The following is a 17049-nucleotide window of genomic DNA, read 5'->3' as shown; positions in this document are numbered from 1 at the left end:
CTGATCGGTCAAGGCAAACAAAAAACTGGTGTCAAGTATCGCCGTCATACTGAATTGCTTGGCTTAAGATTCCAGCCGGACACCGGATCAATCTCATTGCCTAGAATCTCTTCATCACGTTCTGAAATATCCTCTTGACCAGAGTTGCCTAAACCTGCAACTGCAAGCAGAAAACTAGAAGAATGAGTGGTCAGTTCTCTTTGATGGGCTGCTTTATAGCGAAGATAGTCCAGAAAATTAGACAGTTCCACTAAAGCCTCATCAGGGAGAGCCTTGACTGCTTCAATTAGCGGTTGCCGTTCTATAATGCTTCTATCCATTACTAAATCTTAGATTAGGACTTCTCCTATTTTACTCCTCAACTCAACGAACAGGCTCACTTACTAACTATCACAGCAGGTAACACCTGAATACAGTCCGCACAAATTGGCATGAAGTCAAAGATCACAGTTGGGGGTCTGCCGTCAACCTAACCCACCAGAGCGGCGTACTGCTACCCAGTGCCTTCGGCATCGCACTTAAATCCACAGTTTCCATCAATGTGCATGGTGCGTTCCCCAAAATCTATTAGTGGAGTAGTAGGAGCCAGATTAGGGAACGCACCCTACGGCGATGGCGATCGCATTGCGTAGCAGTGCCTTCGACATCGCACTAAGTTTGGAGCATAACGATCGATTTCACCGACATTTTGGATCGTAGCGGAAAAATGTCAGGTACAACGATTTGTTATACCTTATCTTTCTTTGTCAGTTAAATCAATATATTCAGTTTGTATTCGTTTATTCTTGATTAGTATTCTAAAATACGGACATTTCCCATTTACTGATAAATCTTTATCATCATTCCCTTTCCTGAATTTAATTATTTCAAATTGGTCGGGATTAAATTTATGTAAAAATGTTATTGGCACCCCCATATATCCCTTATAATCTATTGGTATGTCTTGTGTTTTATTAATATTAATCCCATCATAATTGTCATATTTTGGATATTGAAATTCGTTGCCAAAATATCTTTTTGTAAGTTTTATATCTTCGTGCCGCTTAAAATTATCTAAATTAGTAAGCCATAAACAATTGTTCGGTGAGATTATTCTATTACCAGAGTTATCTATTCGACTTTCTGTTCCATATAGTTCATAGTGTTCAGGTACAATAAAACCTGAAATACCTCTACCAAGATTTATTCCTAACCACGCCTTGTTTTCTTTAATAAGTTTGAAAATTTCTTTATAGGTTATTGCATTAATATTTCCAATTATCAAAAACTTTTTATCGTATTTAACCAATTGAGCTACATACTCTCTGAATAATGAAAATGGGGGATTGGTAACAACAATATCGGACTGCTTTAATAGTTCAATGCTTTCCGAACTACGAAAATCACCATCTCCATTAAAGTAAACTAGGTCTGTTGAACTTGGTTTGTTTTTTTCGCCTTCTGTACCTGTATATTCAAAGAAAAACCCTTTTTCATCTTCTTCTGTATTAAATAAATTTTTTACTTGCTCTCTATAACAAGATGTTATTATTTTTTTAAGACCTAATTCATTAAAATTTGAGGTAAAATAATTAAAAAAGTTACTAATTCGGGGGTCATCGCAATTGCAATAAACTACTTGATTTTCAAAATGACTTTTATAATGCTGTAATTCGCTTTCTATATCTGAAAGCTGTGTATAAAACTCATCACTTTTTGATTTTTTAGCTTTTTGTAATAATTCGTTTGTTGCATTTCTTGCCATTTTCAACCTATTTTGATTTAATAAATCTTTGTTTTAGTTATTTACTTTTGGTTATCTGATTAAATATCTCACTGCCTAATACTTTAAGAGAGGTTTTAGAAATTTCAAGCATAATATCAAACATTTTTTTGAGATCCCATTTTTCGCCATTTCCTTGTGTGTATATAGAAGTTGCTTGAAGCATAATTGTTTTATCTTTATGCTTGACAAACTTATTTTTACACAAATTGGTATTAATGAGCATTCCATAATTTGCAGAAGTTAACCTATCTAATCTATTTAGCGTTCCTGAATTGTATTCAAGCGTTACAACCCTTCCATCGGGTCTTTTAATTGAAATAGTTTCTGTTAAAAAATTTGAGCCTTCTAGAAATAATACATAGGGAAAATGAGATTCAGATAACATCAAATTAGCGATTTCAGATATGTTTTTATGGGATCTTTCTATCGCATTACCAGCAGCCATCAAATCTTGATCATTTTTTGCTCCTACAAGTTTTCCTGCTTTGATGTTTTCAATGTCTTTCCCCTGATGTTTAGCTTCCGAAACTAAAACGATTCTCCAATTACCGTTATCATCTTTTACTTCTATTATTCCACCATCGGGTATAATACTTGAATTTGGTACAAAAAGTGTTTGTCCTAATTCAGGGTCAATTTTCTTTAATGCTTCGTTTATTTCTTCTTTTTTTATGCTCGTTTTGTATTGAAAAGATAATTGAAGAAACTCCTTTTCAAGCTGTTCAATTACAAAAAGTGAAATTTTTCCAACAGTTATGTCGTGTGATTTTGCTTCATCTCCAAATATACCAACTACACCTTTAGACTCTTTATGTTGATTCGTTAATCTTTTTGATTGATTCTTTTTAGTCATATTGTGCCTTTTCTTTACTTAAATCTGCCACTTTCTGCTACAGATAATGTATGTAAGTAGTCATGCAAAATAAATTTCCTAGTGAAGACAGGCAAGAGGCAATAGGCAAGAGGCAAAAGCTTTATCGAAATGTGTAATTAATTTTGCTTAGGTACTTATAACTAAAAATTATCCGGAAACTTTCTGTATAACACTCTCCAGAGTAACGATATGGGTCAACTTTCGCTATTCTATTTAGGCGCAATCACCCGAACTTTTCCGTATATCACGCCCAAAAGCGTGTTAGCCAGATTAGCCCACATCGCACTTTAACCCACAGTTTCAATCAATGTGCATGGTGCGTTCCCGAAAATCGATCGGTGGAGCAATAGGAGCCATATTAGGGAACGCACCCTACAAGATTGCGATCTGCTACGCAGTGCCTTCGGCATCGCACTATGCCAAGCTTGATAGCATATCCGCCAGTTCCATAGGCAGGTCTACCATGATATTGTGGCCACAAGGCATTTTTCTTAATGACCAACCGGATAGCCCATCAACCTTTTTGGCGAAGTAACGGAATGGGCTTGGATCCCAATTGTCTGCAAGGACATAATGCTTGCTCAAGTGATCCAATGTACTTGATAGTAATACTGGACACTCGAAGGTAGCTAGTGCTTGTGGGCAAGAGCGGCGGTCTATCCACGAACGCTTTTCACTGACAACATTAAAAAGCTCTGCCGGTAAAGGCTTCATCATTCCACAATGATTCTCAGCTGCCGAAGATCGGAAGCCTTCAATGAATAAAGCCGCTTCATCGGGTTTCAGTGCCTTGTGCAATAACCCAATTAAAGAATCACCAGATTCCGGCACATATGCATCGACGTAAACTAAGTGACGAATAAGGTTGTCATAGCGATCAGCCACAGCTGTGGCAACCATCCCCCCATAACTATGACACGCAAGAATAATCTCGTCAAGCTCTTCTGCTTCGATACAGCCACAAACATCGCGAATGTGTGATTCAAGTGTAATGCTCTCTGCGGACTGGTGTTTCCGTTCACCCAGACCTGAATGGGTAGGAGTAAACACATCATGCCCAGCCGCACGCAACAGCTTGGCAACATCTCTATAACACCAACCGCCATACCATGCGCCATGCACAAGTAAATAGGTTGCCATCAGCTGTAGCCCCCAACTAGTAATTATACGGAAAATTTCTGGATAACACTCCTCAGAGTAACGATATGGGTCAACTTTCAGTATATCACCCCATTTAGGAGCAATCGCCAGAACTTTTCCCTATATCACGCCCAAAAGCGTGTTAGCCAGATTAGCATATTGTCAAAAACCTTGTTTAACTAAATTTCTGACAACTAGGCTGATTCTAGCGACGATTATTCGATCTGACCGCACCCCTTGACAAAAATTTATAATTATTCGATTCGTTTAATTGTCGAGGCCTTCTGTAAAGATTTTTTACCTGGAAATCCACACCCACCAACAAACTTTTTGCCGCAAACCCTAATTCAACCTTTTGCTCCTGTACTTTTAGCAGCACAGGAGCAAAGCTGAAAATAAAAATTAATAATTGTCCTCATCGGTGATAACTTCCACGGGAATCACTTCTTCTAACACTTTTTCCTGCATTTCTTGGCGACGAATTGGTATTTTGGTTTTTTCTAATTCCGGTAAAGCGACCAATTCCCGTTGTTTTTCCCGGACAGTATTGGGTAATAACATCGGTAAAGGTTCGGGAGTTTCTAACCAGTAGCTGGCCACTGGTAGAGTATGTTCTAAATCTTCCAATAAACGGGGAATAATCATCACCGCGTGCAGTTCACCGATTTTCTCTGCTTCCCGCATTCCCGCATCAATGGCCACGGCCACATTAGCGACGGAACCCCGGATAATGGCCGTACACAAACCATCCCCAATCGTTTCGTAGGAAGCTAACTGCACATCGGCCGATTTTAACATGGCATCGGCTGCCCCCACCATAGCGGGAAAACCTCGGGTTTCCAAGAGACCGATCGACATATTGCTCAGTTTGCTGAAACCCCGTTGACTTTGGGCAATTTCAGCTAAACGGCTACCAATTGGGAAAATTACCTCTAAATTGGGCATCGGTCGGGGAATAACCGATTTAGATACCAATTGTCCGAACTGTGCGGCGGTTTTTGCCCCTTCTTCCACTGCTAACCGCACATCGGCAATATTACCACGCACGATCGCCGTACAGTGACCACCGCCAATTTTTTCGTAACCCACGAGGGTAACTTCTGCCGATTTTAGCATCATATCCGCCGTCCCGACGATCGCCGGAAAGCTGAGGGTAGAGACTAAACCCAAGGCGCTATCTTTGGGGTGACGCTTGGTTTTCATCGTCCTTTGACCGGGGTTAGTTGTGGACGAGGGGGGAATGCTTCCATTAACTCTTAATCTAGACATTGAAGATAAACTTGCCCTAACAGGTACGAAGGGGGTGATTGTCAGCTATCCTGTTACTATCTAGTCTATCCTGTTAACCTTAATTGCTATTGAAGATTTTTGAGGGATTAGATAAATTTTAGTTATTGTAGCTTGATCAAGTTGTCTATGACAGAACAGCCTCGCAGTACAGATGATCGAATCAGCGAAACGGAAGCGACCGAATTAATGCGCTCGCTGCTTCATAAGGAAGGAAATTGGGTGAATTGGGGGCAAAAATGTCAAAAACTGCAAAAAGCTGGCTACGATTCCCAGTTAATTTTTGAACAAACCGGTTTTCAAAATGCCCAACAAAATTTAATTATTGTCGCTGCCCAAGTTTTTGAGAGTTTAATCAAAGCGGGAGCAGATGAAGATTTGTTAAGTTACTACATCGGGCCGCGCAGTGATGTGCTATACGAATTACGGATTCTCAACCAAGAACAAAGATTGGGGGCAGCGAAATTAGCGGCAGAAAAAAGGATTGAGGTGGCCGAAGCACACGATATCGCCAAAGCTATCCAAGATTTTTCCCGTTTATCCCAGATTCCCAGTGAATTTACCCGTCATCCTGGAGATGCGATCGCTTATCAGTGTTGGAAACGGGGCAAACAAAAGCGGGATTTAGCCGAAAGAGCGAAATTAATCGCTAAAGGTTTGAAATTTGCCCATTCTGACTCGGCCAGACAGGCGATCGAGTCCTTACTACAAGATTTTACCGTTACTCCCACCCGTAGCGCTCCCCTGCTGCCCGTCCATCGTTTACAGGATGAGGACGAATTAGCCAGAATTATTCCTTTAGTAGGAAGATTTCCGGTGACGGTAACTGATATAAAACACACAGAAAGTTTGAGCGTCGAGGAACCTTTTCGACTGGTAACGGTGGGGGATAAACAAACGATTGTGCCTCTCCCCGGTTGGCAAGCAATTCTCAAGGCGATCGATCCTGTAGCTATTTTATGGCCTAGCGATCAATTACCTCGATCGATTGCCACTAGGTCTGAGGAAGTGTTATTAGTAATCGATCGAGTTTTGGCCGAATGGGACGTGAACAATTATTATCTAGTGGAGAGAGATAATTCCGTCTCTTTACAATGGTTTGATAGTTCCCCCGATGTCACCATACTAGGTGAATTGATCTTGATTTTAAGAGCCAAAAATATCCTCGATGAAAACAACATCACCGAACCCTGGCAAATGGACGACTAAATCAGTGATCAGTGATCAGTAACCAGTGATCAGGTTTAAGCTATTAGTTATGAGTGGGAATAAGAAAATAGATAAACTGATAACTGAATCTAATAAAACTGGTCACTACTAACTTGTAGCTGACGGCATAACTTAAGAAACTAAGAGACATTTTTCAAGGAAAAAGTAACAAAGAGGACAAAGGAGACAGGAGACTCGGAGACAGGAGACAAATTTACCATACTTTTGCCTTTTGACTCTTGCCTTTTTCTGGCTGATAACTGATAACTGATAACTGAATATATGCGTGCAGTAATTTGTGGATATTATGGGAGAGGAAACGGAGGAGATGAGGCATTATTAGTGTCTCTATTGCAGATGTTGCCGTCAGAAATTAAACCTATTGTTTTGTCAAATAATCCCAGAGAAACCAGTCAACGTTATGGGGTGGAAACCTGTCCTAGTCGGGATTGGTGGCAAGTTTTTCAAACTCTTAAAAAAGCCGATATATTTATCTGGGGTGGTGGCAGTTTAATGCAGGATGTCACCAGTTTTGCCAGTCCAATTTATTACGGTGGTTTAATGGCTCTTGCTCAATTATTGGGCTTAAAAACTATTGCTTGGGGGCAGGGAATTGGACCATTAAATAGACCTTTTACCCGTTGGTTAACCAAAAAAGTCTTAAAACAATGTAGTTTAGTTAGTGTGCGCGATGATATATCGGCTCATTTAGTGGCTGATTGGGGTATTAGTCCGATTGTTGCCCCCGATCCAGTATGGGCTTTAGAAGCTCAATCAGTCAAGGGGTTATCGGATTTACCCGCCCCAAGAATCGCCGTCAATTTACGTCCCCATCCCCTATTAACCCCAGCAAAATTAGATAAATTAACCCAAGCTTTAATTCATTTGCAAACCAGTACGGGAGCGTTTATTCTCTTAGTCCCTTTTCAAAAGTCGCGGGATTTGCCCATCTGTGAAGCTGTAGCCCGTCAATTAAGGGAAAATCATCAAATCATTAGCTTAGAGGATCCAAGACAGTTAAAAGGCTTATTTCGCGGGGTAGAAATGGTGATCGGAATGCGCTTTCATAGTTTGATTATGGCCGCAGCAGAAGATTGTCGTTGTTTTGCCCTTAGTTATGATCCGAAAGTGTCGCGATTAATTGCCGAAGTCCCGATGCAGGGTTGGGAATTAGATCAGTTACCAGAGGCAGTTAATGATATTAGTAATGCTTGGATTGATTTTTATGCCAATGGAGAGGGATTGACCAGCGATCGCAAACATTTTTTAATCGATCGAGCTTTAATTCATCGAGAAATTTTATCTAGATTGGTGAGCTAATTTTTATGTCGAGTGCTATTACCGAAGCGATCACGACTATTGCCCTGGGTGAGACAAGATTTAATCTCTCCTTAACAGAAGATGGGGCATTTTTCCCGAATGGCAAAGTGATTTACTGTCCCTATCTAGCCATGAAAAAAAGAGTTTAGATGAACTAAGACAAAGATATGTAGTAAGGATTCAGGTCAGGGGATTGACAAAAACAGAAAAAAGTGTAGATTGAGAGGATGAAGCAAAAAGAGCCGCAGCAGCTACTAGACAGGGAAAGCCTGAAAAAACTTACCCCAGAACAACTGGTGGAGATGGTGCTGAAATTACAGGAGTTAGGGACTTCCAAAAAATAAACTATTCATTCTCAAGAATAATAATCATTCTCGGAGTGTGGGAGGTAGGGGTCGATGGTTGCCCCCTCCTTCCAATTTTGTAGTAGAATTAATCCTGTACATTATTATCGCTCTTGGAGGGAGTCTGGCAAAAGTCTTACAGTCTCTAAACTCTAGCTCTCTTATGGGGTAAGCCTTCAAGCTATCGCTAACTAACAGAAACCCGAAATTTGAGTTTTTATTCTTTTTTGATATTAATTAGTAGAAAGCATTCAATGAAAATTTACTCGCAACTTATCGCTTTTCTTAGCTGTTTGGCTCTAACCGAGGTGACTATCTTTACAACGCCTTCTTTGGCTAATAGATTGCCCGTTTCTGCTAAGTGTCAAGCTTCCTTAGATAGAACGCAAGCTAAATTGAAGAAAGCTAAGGCATGGAGTTGGCAACTAAATTTTAGTGGCGGAAAAGTACCATCTGAATTTAGGATATGGACTCTGAATTCATCAAATGAATACATATATAATGGACAAAATAATCCTTGGAAAGCAACCAGAAATAAGATAGTAAACATAACAGTCGGTGAACCAGGATTAAACAATGTTGGCAATTCCCCCAAATTTATGGAATCAATCAGTCAAGACATCATATTTTCTTGTTCGGATGTTGTATTGATTAAGTTTTGGCTAGGATATGAATGGGGACCAGAAGTCGGTCTTCTTCAAGATGGAAATGTTAGAGTTTTTAAATGTTTGAGTGAGGATAATAGAAATTATGGTGAAAATTATCCTTGGGGATATGATGATTGTTGCTGCTAGTTATTAGACATCTCCAAAAATTATCACCGGCTCATAGCTTGCTTTGGGGCTGTGTACTAACTAAACAGTTCGATAAGTCTTGATATTACCCTTAGATTCTTGTTGATTTAGATGGAAACAAAACGCGACAAGTGCAGTATGAATGATAATCTTTACAGAAGTCCCCGACAATTAAGTACGTTGAATAATTGTAAACTTTTGTCAAAAAATGCAGTCAGATCAAAGAATCGTCGCTAGACTTCCAGAAAGTTTCTGTTATTTCAGCCTATTGTCATAAATCTACTTCAAGCTTCTGGGTGTGATATACGAAAAATTCTGCGATCGCACCCAAATAGGCTGATATGCCGAAACTTTTCACAGTTCGTTACTCAGACTTCAAAAAATTGCCGTTTATTAAGAGAGGAGCAAGTTAAATGCCGAGTAATTTTTTCAGTTTATTATTCGACCTTTCCTTTTCCAAATTTATTGGAATTAGAATTATTGGTTTAATTTACGGAGTAGGGGGAATTTTTATCTTCCTAATTTCTTTAACATCTTTGATAAATGGATTTCAAGCAGGTCCGGGTCAAGGTTTACTGGCTTTTCTCTTGTCCCCAGTTTTATTCCTATCACTCCTGATTAGCTTTCGCATTGTTTTAGAGGGATTTGTGGCCTCACTAAAAACTGCTGAAAATACTTCAGAGCTTGTTGAACACTTCAAACGGCTTCCGTAAGTCTGGAGTTTTTCATCACAAACTTCTGAAAACAAGTTAAGGTCATGCCAAATCATTAACCCTTAAATGAACTACTCCACTTGATCGTGTAGCAGCGTAGAGTGGTTCATTTTTATTTATTTACACCATGCGTTGCTTCTGCTTCCATCTGGTGCTATGTAATTATGATCACCATCACAGCTTTGTACACCATTAAAATTAGCACCTGTCACATCCGCTCCTGTAAAATTAGACTTACCTATAAAAGCATTTATCAAACTTGCTCTTTTTAAATTAGCATCCATTAATTTTGCATAGCCCATATAAGCACTATTAAGTCTAGCATTTGATAAATTTGCTCCTATTAATTTGGTACTATTCAAGTTAGCTCCCGTCAAAATTGCGCCACTTAAATTGGCTTTTGTTAAATCAGAACCACCAAGACTAGCACCACTTAAATCAGCGCCTTGTAGATTAGCGTGTCTTAGATTTAATCCACTCAAATCTGCACCACTTAAATCACATCCGGGGCATTGTTTTGTTTGCTTAAATTTCTTTACATGATCGAGATTTTCAGCACCGATAGAACTTGCTAAACTCACAGAAGATAGAACGATTATTGAAAAGATGACAGTAAGTTTCATAGCTATTTTACCTCAATTTTTTTCAAACAAATAAGTAGCTGGTTATAATTAAATTAAAAATGGATTTTAGGTTCGATCCCCCCTGCCCCCCTTGATAAGGGGGGTGCCGATCCCCCCTTAGTCCCCCTTTAATAAGGGGGAATCTGATAATTTTTAACGCCTACCTACTTAAGAAGCAATTATAACATAGTATTTCCCTGATGCGGACGAAAAGGATGCTATCCCTCAGTGCATTTTCTGAGGGCAATTTATTCTTCACTAACCCTATTGAGTCCAACGAAAGTACCTTTGAGATTTTCATTTCTAGGGAAATCGCAAAGGTTTTGAGTCATATCAAATAAAAGCCTTTTTTAGTAGGGCTTTTACCTATATTGAGCGAACCCTATCTTGTAACATCGGGATAAGATGGACATTCATAGACTGTTACTTCATGCATCTCCTTGTCACAGATTATGCTTCCCAAGAGATTGATGATTCCCAAGGGATCATCGATACGATTACCAGGGCAAACACGCTTTGTTGTTGGTACTTTATTCTTTTCTTCAACAATGGTTGTTGTTTCCACGTATGCTGTGAAGGTTCCCTGGTCAACTATTGTGTTTTTTTCCTTAATCGTATAATCGAAATCGTTTTCTCCCTGTCTGACGATTAGAAATTGTCCATCGTGTCCTGAACCGATGGTTATCTCGGTAATTTGGGAGCCTCTGCCCCGGCTATAATCTCGATCGGTGAAGGGAAAAGGATCGCTCGCCACTCCCCGGCTAACATTTCTAACAATAACCCTTCTGTCCCGACTCGGAGGGAAGGCGGTGGAGGTAAAGCTTGCTTTTACTATACCTTTAGAAAACCCCGGGCATTCACCAGTGTATCGGTACATGGGAATCACCAATCTGTTGAGAGAGGGACTTCCTATTATTTCCAAACCAACTTCCGGCGATTCCGTTTGCTTATTCTGTTGTTGTTGGTTGCTGGTGATAATTGGCGGGTAAATATTAATGGCTTGGGTATTTGACGGCAGACAAGTTAGGCAGAAACTTAGGCTGAGAAATTTCAGAGGTGAAATGAAACCGTTATTCATCATAATTAGGGTTCAGATTCGCTTGAGATTATATTCTCTATAATACCTGAGTCTGTGAAACTTAAAGCATCGCATTTTTCCAATCGGTTAAGAAATGTTCCGAAGTCGGAAGCGGCAAGAAGTTTATAGGATGGCAAGTGACCTTTTTTGGCTTCAAGACTGTAGTTGGGGGGATTGGTCAATGGTCCTTCATAGCCACGCCGCCATCCCACCCTCTCTTCAAATTGCTTATAGTCATTTTTTACGCCTCTCCAGATTTCTCCCTGAACGCTAAAGCCAAAATGTCCACTGGAATATTGCACCCAAAGTCGATTAATAATCTTCAGGTCAGAACAAGACAGATTGTTTATGATGTTTCCGTTAAAGTAGGTTTGATCTGTACCTCGAAGCATTAGTTTTTTCGTTTCGGCTTCGGCCCGCTGCCAATTTCCCTGTTCGAGAAGATTGCGAAGTGTCTGAAAGCGATTATTATCGGGCAGCGGAGTGGCTCGACAGTCGTCCACCACTTGGATATTTTGCCAGCTTGCATAAAGATTAATAGGAACGGATAAAAATTCTATAACTTGTGTGTTAGGGTCTCTGTCACCTCCCCCATTAATTCCCACCAAACAGCCGTTTTCGTGTAATAGTGAACCGCCACTCATTCCCTGTACAAGTTCGAGTTTATGGGCAATTTGATATCCCCCTGCGGCTTTTCTGTCAATACCAAGTATATTCCCTGGACCCAAAAATCGCGCACGTCGGTCTCGGCTAGTTTTGCTAGGAACTGCCCAGCCAAATGCATAAACTTTACTTGAGCCAGATAGCTCTTCTGCATTACCTATTCTAACAGTTTCGTATTCTATTGTACTAAAAAACTGGAGAATTGCTAAATCAGCATTCGGATGAATTTTTACCGAGGAAATTTCACTTATATATTGTTGTCTGTCAGAAGTTTCAACGCGATAACCAGTAGAGTTGAGCATCCCTTGGCTGGTTAGCTTATTTTCTTGATTGCAGAATTTTCGATCATTTGAATCAAGAAGAAGTACATGGCAGTTAGTCAGGACAGTATATAAATACCCTTGCCGTCCTTTAGATGTATCTTTTTGTTTCTGAACAATTGCTCCAGTACCTGGTTTATGACCAATTATTTTGACTGTAGTTTGTTTGGCGATTTCCTCAACTTCTCTTTGGGAGAGAGCTAATAAACCTTGCTGAGTTAACGAAACCGCTATTAATCCAACCATAAGCCAGTTTATTGTAGCTAATATTTTCATCTATTTATCAGATATTACTTTAATAATTTGTTCGCTGGGGATTGCCCAACTTGAGTTATTGATTAGAGTCTGCAAATCCGGCGATGGTTGAGAACCATCTTCATAATTATCGGAGTTTTCCCACAAAACGGGATGTCTGCCGCTGATGCCGACTAATTCTCCCTTTTTATTGAGTAATGGACCTCCGCTCATTCCCTTTTCAAAGTCGCCATTATATCCAATTTGATATCCTCCTTCTAGCGGTTTTTCTAAGAATGCAACTATTTTACCCGGTGTAAAATCAAACTCGTCGTTTAGGCTCTGAGTGCTTTCTTTTGTTTCTTTTTTTTGTATTGACTCATTGGCTGGATAGGCAAATTGTGGTTGCAAATAAAAAGGGAAACCCGCCGCTAACACATATTCCCCTCTCTTTAGGTTAGCGGAGGAACCTAGGCGAGAAGCCACATAAAAGCAGGGGGATTTAAATTGTAGTAAGGCTAGGTCATTCCGAGCAAAATTTGCAGTTTTTACCACTTCTGAAATATGAATCTTTCCGTCAAAAGTTTGAATGCTGTAGGAAAAGTGATTATCCTTGAGAACATGGGCGTTAGTAATCACTTTATAATTGTTGTTTTGGGAGTAAATTATTACTCCAGAACCGATAAATTCTGATTCATATAATATTTTTACTGTGATAACTTTAATCTTATTATATAAAGAATCGATCAAAATTGGTCGAGAAGATGGGCATCCCGACCGAATAATGTGAGGTGCAAAGTAGCTATTATCTGCATCAGTCACTAGCCTTAAGGCTGGACTACTGATCAGAAACATTATTAGTAAAAGTTGACATTGGGATTGGTTCACTGCCAAACTTACTCCTAGCGAGGCTCATTTTCTGAAGCTTCGATTATTTCTTCAAGATTGTTAATAAAAGTCTCGACATTAATATTAAGTTCTCCTTCTGAATCATAGGAAAAAGGCTGGTCAGTAAATCTAAATTTTGAAGGATTGCCATGGCGATTCACATTAAATAATTTTTTGGCAACTTCTTCAGGGTTTACCCCTGCTTTTAGAGTGAATAATACCTCGTTTTTAGCACAACTTCCGCCCTTAACTTTCGGAACACAGATAACGGGATAGCCGTTGACATTTGAAGTTTTAACATTGGTCAGCAGAGGAGCATATTGATTAAAGCGATCAGAAACTGTGATGCAGCGTTTCCTGTTGTCCCATCCTGAATCGGCAAAGTCGTTGGAAGTCCATTCAATTATCGCTATGGTTCTTTTAGGGCGTTTGACAAAGGTATTCCACTTTCCCTGAAGTTGGCCGCATAAGAACAGTCCCTTTCCTGCGGACTTGCTAGGTTCTGGCACACTGAAAGTGGCCGCACCAGTTAAGAATAACATCGCCAGAATTTGGCATGGCTGTCGGTGTTTCATTTTCAATGACCTCTTTTTTCGTTTTGCTTGCCAGTCTAACATAGGATTCATCCCAAATCAACTTTTAATAATACGATTAACTCCCGATCGAGCTTTGAAAACCTGCGCCCCGCTTCCCACTTACTTATAGCTATCAGTCATCAGCCTTGAAGACGTTATTAAACAAGATGTAGTATAAAAGCTGGTCAGGATAATCTTGACACCGATAATTCAGAAACTCGGCCGCAAAACTTGGATTTTCTTGTCAAAATTGCTGGCAACGGTACGCCCATCTCCACTGAGGGCGATCATTCTAGGTGAATCGAAAGATTTGGGAGAGGAAGGGGAGTAGCTAAAAATCTCCTTTTTGGTGTTTAGGTTCCATAATCTAATGGTTTCATCGGAACTGCGGCCAGCAATTATCTTGCCATCTTCGCTGATAACTATCAAACAGATATCGGCGGATGACCCTGCTTGGAGAGGAGAATCTTTCCAATTGCTATCTTTCCAAATTCTGATATTTTCTTGGCAACTGCTACTAGCGGCGGTGGTTCCATCGGCACTGACGGCAACCGAAGGGGCTTCCCATGAATTGATAGAGCGAAAAATGCGTGGTTCGTATGGGTTACTGCCTTGTTTTTGCCAAAAACTGATGTCACCACCCGAATGTCCGCTGACGATAATTGATGCGTCTTGATTGATGGCAAGGGATACCACCTCTTTTTCCACCGGTAGCGTCTCGATTAAATTTCCCGTTGACAGATTCCAGAGTTTAACTGTTGTATCTTTTCCACCAGTAACCAATGTATTGCCATCGGAACTTAAGGCTAGGGCGATCAAACCTCGTTGGTTTGGCAGGGTAATACGTTCTTTCCCCGTTTTTAAATCCCAAACCTTGATTGTGCCATCTTCACTGCTGCTGGCTAATATTTGTTGATCGTTACTTATAGCGATCTCTAAAATAGCTTTTCCGTGTCCTGCTATGGTTTTTTTCCGTTTTCCAGTTGCCACGTCCCACAGGTAGATGTTCCCTTTCTCATCCCCACCTAGCAAAGTTTGACCATCTTCGTCTAGTACAAAAGAATTAATCTGGCTCGACGGCTCAATCAAGGGAAGTTCTTTAACCGTTGGTTCATTTGGGAACAAGTAATCCAACCACGGTTTTATTATTGGATGGCCAAACCCAAAAGAAAACCCACCAGTTATAACAATAAAAATTACCCAGAACCAACGTTTAAACCTCGATGGCGGGAGAATTTTGGTATCAGGAGGAACAACAACAGGCGTTTTTTCCCGTCCAGCGGAACCAGGCAAGTCGGTTAACATTTCTTGAGCAGAGGTGAAGCGATCGCGGGGGTGGAAACGGACAGCGCGATCGATAACGGCGGCTAAATTGGAGTGGAGGCCCGGCGCATCTTTTCGCCAGAGGATTTCACCGGTGTTGGGGTCGCTGGTGAGAGCTTGAGGAGTTTTGCCCGTCAGCAGGAAAATTGCGGTTAGACCCAAGCTGTAGAGGTCGCTGGAGCGAACTGGATGGCCAGCTGCTTGTTCTGATGCCATGTAGCCAGGAGTTCCCAATGGGACTGTTTTATTGCCGCCATTGATATTGTTCACCTCTTTGAAAATACCAAAATCAATGAGAACCGGTTTACCGTCGCTGGCCCGCAGGATGATATTGTCGGGTTTGATGTCCCGGTGGATGATTCCTCGGCCGTGGATGTAGTCGAGGACGGGTAGGAGTTCTCGCAAGATTTTTTCTACTTCCGCTTCCGAGAGGTTGCCTTCTCGTTGGTGTTTTTGACTGAGGGTGATCCCTTCAATCCATTCTTGGACGAAGAAGAAATTTTCCCCTTCTGAAAAGTACTCGTAAAGTTGGGGAATTTGTCGGTTATTTCGCCCTAATTCTTCTAAAATAGCGGCTTCTCGCTGGAAACGTTTTTCAAACCAACCGGGAGTTGGTGCTGTGCCAGTTGTAGCCTCATCTGGCTTTAGTTGCTTGATTACACATTGGCGGCGGGAGGGCATACGAGTATCGATCGCGAGGAAAGTTTCGCCAAAACCGCCTCTACCTAGTTGTTCCAAGATTTCATAGCGATTGTTTAGCATTTAATAGCGACTCTCTAATAGGAATGCTGTCATTTTAAAATGGATAAACTTCGTGCGGGTGATTTTCTTTTCAACCCTCGCTGCCCGCTGCCCTTGAGCTATTGGTTAGATTAGCAAAAATGGTAAGTAGCTGGTTATAATTAAATTGAAGATAGATTTTGGGTTTGATCCCCCCTGCCCTCCTTGATAAGGGGGGCATTTGATAATTTTTAACGCCTACGTACTTAATTAAGTCCAGAAAACAAAAACTATCAAAAAGTCCCTCCTATCTCCTGCTGTCAACCCATTGATTAGGATTTTTCTTAGCCAAAAACTTTTTTGGCAGCGATCAAAGATTTTAGGCAAGGATGTGGAACGCTTCAGCTGATTTGGTGTAACAGAAAATTGCTGTAGATTTTACAATCTAAGACTTTAATGAGATAGTCAACAACTTACCCCGTCATAAAATTAGGGGATTTTAAACTCGAATTTTTGATAACCTGAGATGCCTCGATACGGAAAGACTTCACCCCCAAACCTCTCCACTACCCCCTAGCTTTTACCTAGGGATAAAAAAACAAATAGAACAGACAAAAAGCCTGTTCTATTTCTTAGGAGAAAAAAACTTAAACGGTCATGATATCTTTTTCTTTTGTCGTTAATAAATCCTCGATTTTGGCGATAAATTTATCGGTGGATTTCTGGACTTGATCCTGTAAATCCCTGGATTCATCCTCAGAAATTTCGTGACTTTTTTCCTGTTTACGGATAGCATCGATCGCATCCCGGCGAATATTGCGGACAGCCACCTTTCCCTCTTCGGCCAATTTCGCCGCTAATTTGACCAAGTCCTTGCGGCGATCGCTAGTGAGGGGAGGGATATTCAAACGAATGGTCTGACCGTCATTACTGGGGGTTAAACCCACGTCCGAGAGAGAAATCGCCTTTTCGATCGCCCCCATACTGGTACGATCGAAGGGTTGAATGGCGATCGTGGTTGCGTCGGGAGTGCTAATAGTGGCCAGGGACTTGAGGGGAGTTTCCATGCCATAATACTCCACCACGATTCGATCTAAAAGAGAAGCATTTGCGCGGCCGGTACGAATCGTATTAAAACCTCTCTGGGTTGATTCGACGGTTTTCTGCATATGGTCTTGA

The 17049-nt window shown here is 40.7% G+C and carries 17 protein-coding genes; 5 read left to right on the top strand and 12 right to left on the bottom strand.

Features of this window, described 5'->3' with window-relative positions; genetic code table 11:
- Nucleotides 1-44 precede the first annotated feature (44 nt).
- From PN470_RS12150 to PN470_RS12130, 5 genes are all read right to left on the bottom strand, one after another.
- Nucleotides 45-320 (bottom strand): hypothetical protein, encoded by a 276-nt coding sequence (locus PN470_RS12150; RefSeq protein ID WP_016517014.1) that lies wholly within the window; start codon nt 318-320, stop codon nt 45-47.
- A gap of 413 nt (nt 321-733) precedes the next feature.
- Nucleotides 734-1744, bottom strand: coding sequence for an adenine-specific methyltransferase EcoRI family protein (locus tag PN470_RS12145; RefSeq protein ID WP_271939192.1), 1011 nt, complete (start codon nt 1742-1744; stop codon nt 734-736).
- Between the two features lie 37 nt (nt 1745-1781).
- Nucleotides 1782-2618, bottom strand: coding sequence for an EcoRI family type II restriction endonuclease (locus PN470_RS12140; RefSeq protein WP_272104600.1), 837 nt, complete (start codon nt 2616-2618; stop codon nt 1782-1784).
- A 435-nt stretch (nt 2619-3053) separates the two neighbouring features.
- The gene (locus PN470_RS12135) at nt 3054-3779 is read right to left on the bottom strand and encodes an alpha/beta fold hydrolase (RefSeq protein WP_103111332.1); all 726 of its coding nucleotides are present in this window, start codon (nt 3777-3779) and stop codon (nt 3054-3056) included.
- Nucleotides 3780-4181: 402 nt separating this feature from the next.
- Nucleotides 4182-4982, bottom strand: a complete 801-nt coding sequence (locus tag PN470_RS12130) for a carbon dioxide-concentrating mechanism protein (protein ID WP_002753877.1) — start codon at nt 4980-4982, stop codon at nt 4182-4184.
- Nucleotides 4983-5195: 213 nt separating this feature from the next.
- On the opposite strand from PN470_RS12130, the gene PN470_RS12125 reads away from it, so the two are divergent.
- The 5 genes from PN470_RS12125 (at nt 5196) to PN470_RS12105 (ending at nt 9446) form a co-directional block, all read left to right on the top strand.
- Complete coding sequence (locus PN470_RS12125) at nt 5196-6275, top strand: RuBisCO accumulation factor 1 (protein ID WP_002775139.1); 1080 nt, start codon at nt 5196-5198, stop codon at nt 6273-6275.
- Nucleotides 6276-6557: 282 nt separating this feature from the next.
- Nucleotides 6558-7595 (top strand): polysaccharide pyruvyl transferase CsaB, encoded by a 1038-nt coding sequence (csaB, locus tag PN470_RS12120; protein WP_103111330.1) that lies wholly within the window; start codon nt 6558-6560, stop codon nt 7593-7595.
- A gap of 5 nt (nt 7596-7600) precedes the next feature.
- Nucleotides 7601-7744, top strand: a complete 144-nt coding sequence (locus PN470_RS12115) for a hypothetical protein (RefSeq protein ID WP_016517020.1) — start codon at nt 7601-7603, stop codon at nt 7742-7744.
- Nucleotides 7745-8193: 449 nt separating this feature from the next.
- Nucleotides 8194-8733, top strand: coding sequence for a hypothetical protein (locus PN470_RS12110; protein WP_271939183.1), 540 nt, complete (start codon nt 8194-8196; stop codon nt 8731-8733).
- A 413-nt stretch (nt 8734-9146) separates the two neighbouring features.
- On the top strand, nt 9147-9446 hold the full coding sequence (locus tag PN470_RS12105; protein ID WP_002746713.1) for a DUF4282 domain-containing protein: 300 nt from the start codon (nt 9147-9149) through the stop codon (nt 9444-9446).
- A gap of 116 nt (nt 9447-9562) precedes the next feature.
- On the opposite strand, the gene PN470_RS12100 is transcribed toward PN470_RS12105, so the two are convergent.
- From PN470_RS12100 to frr, 7 genes are all read right to left on the bottom strand, one after another.
- Entirely contained in the window at nt 9563-10069 is a 507-nt protein-coding gene (locus tag PN470_RS12100) for a pentapeptide repeat-containing protein (protein WP_272104599.1), read from the bottom strand.
- Nucleotides 10070-10451: 382 nt separating this feature from the next.
- Nucleotides 10452-11150 (bottom strand): hypothetical protein, encoded by a 699-nt coding sequence (locus PN470_RS12095; protein WP_002731972.1) that lies wholly within the window; start codon nt 11148-11150, stop codon nt 10452-10454.
- A 2-nt stretch (nt 11151-11152) separates the two neighbouring features.
- Entirely contained in the window at nt 11153-12376 is a 1224-nt protein-coding gene (locus PN470_RS12090; protein WP_334310436.1) for a GUN4 domain-containing protein, read from the bottom strand.
- 30 nt (nt 12377-12406) lie between these two features.
- Nucleotides 12407-13114, bottom strand: coding sequence for a S1 family peptidase (locus PN470_RS12085; RefSeq protein ID WP_272104597.1), 708 nt, complete (start codon nt 13112-13114; stop codon nt 12407-12409).
- Nucleotides 13115-13266: 152 nt separating this feature from the next.
- Nucleotides 13267-13869: a COP23 domain-containing protein gene (locus tag PN470_RS12080; protein ID WP_272104596.1), complete on the bottom strand. Its 603-nt coding sequence runs from the start codon at nt 13867-13869 to the stop codon at nt 13267-13269.
- 168 nt (nt 13870-14037) lie between these two features.
- Complete coding sequence (locus PN470_RS12075; protein WP_272104595.1) at nt 14038-15912, bottom strand: serine/threonine-protein kinase; 1875 nt, start codon at nt 15910-15912, stop codon at nt 14038-14040.
- A 605-nt stretch (nt 15913-16517) separates the two neighbouring features.
- Entirely contained in the window at nt 16518-17039 is a 522-nt protein-coding gene (frr, locus tag PN470_RS12070; protein ID WP_409946726.1) for a ribosome recycling factor, read from the bottom strand.
- Nucleotides 17040-17049: the final 10 nt, after the last annotated feature.

It is taken from the genome of Microcystis sp. CS-574 (assembly GCF_028329095.1).
Taxonomy (GTDB): Bacteria; Cyanobacteriota; Cyanobacteriia; order Cyanobacteriales; family Microcystaceae; genus Microcystis; species Microcystis ichthyoblabe_A.
The sequence above is the reverse complement of the archived record's forward strand: the minus strand, read 5'-3'. Positions and strand labels throughout refer to the sequence as shown.

Bases quoted from the DNA above. Each gene is read 5' to 3' on its own strand.
- PN470_RS12075 (WP_272104595.1), bottom strand. From the start codon at position 15,912: ATGCTAAACAATCGCTATGAAATCTTGGAACAACTAGGTAGAGGCGGT.
- PN470_RS12095 (WP_002731972.1), bottom strand. From the start codon at position 11,150: ATGATGAATAACGGTTTCATTTCACCTCTGAAATTTCTCAGCCTAAGT.
- PN470_RS12115 (WP_016517020.1), top strand. From the start codon at position 7,601: ATGTCGAGTGCTATTACCGAAGCGATCACGACTATTGCCCTGGGTGAG.
- PN470_RS12150 (WP_016517014.1), bottom strand. From the start codon at position 320: ATGGATAGAAGCATTATAGAACGGCAACCGCTAATTGAAGCAGTCAAG.
- PN470_RS12135 (WP_103111332.1), bottom strand. From the start codon at position 3,779: ATGGCAACCTATTTACTTGTGCATGGCGCATGGTATGGCGGTTGGTGT.
- PN470_RS12130 (WP_002753877.1), bottom strand. From the start codon at position 4,982: ATGAAAACCAAGCGTCACCCCAAAGATAGCGCCTTGGGTTTAGTCTCT.
- PN470_RS12145 (WP_271939192.1), bottom strand. From the start codon at position 1,744: ATGGCAAGAAATGCAACAAACGAATTATTACAAAAAGCTAAAAAATCA.
- PN470_RS12105 (WP_002746713.1), top strand. From the start codon at position 9,147: ATGCCGAGTAATTTTTTCAGTTTATTATTCGACCTTTCCTTTTCCAAA.
- csaB (WP_103111330.1), top strand. From the start codon at position 6,558: ATGCGTGCAGTAATTTGTGGATATTATGGGAGAGGAAACGGAGGAGAT.
- PN470_RS12100 (WP_272104599.1), bottom strand. From the start codon at position 10,069: ATGAAACTTACTGTCATCTTTTCAATAATCGTTCTATCTTCTGTGAGT.
- PN470_RS12140 (WP_272104600.1), bottom strand. From the start codon at position 2,618: ATGACTAAAAAGAATCAATCAAAAAGATTAACGAATCAACATAAAGAG.
- PN470_RS12090 (WP_334310436.1), bottom strand. From the start codon at position 12,376: ATGGTTGGATTAATAGCGGTTTCGTTAACTCAGCAAGGTTTATTAGCT.
- PN470_RS12110 (WP_271939183.1), top strand. From the start codon at position 8,194: ATGAAAATTTACTCGCAACTTATCGCTTTTCTTAGCTGTTTGGCTCTA.
- frr (WP_409946726.1), bottom strand. From the start codon at position 17,039: ATGCAGAAAACCGTCGAATCAACCCAGAGAGGTTTTAATACGATTCGT.
- PN470_RS12125 (WP_002775139.1), top strand. From the start codon at position 5,196: ATGACAGAACAGCCTCGCAGTACAGATGATCGAATCAGCGAAACGGAA.
- PN470_RS12080 (WP_272104596.1), bottom strand. From the start codon at position 13,869: ATGTTAGACTGGCAAGCAAAACGAAAAAAGAGGTCATTGAAAATGAAA.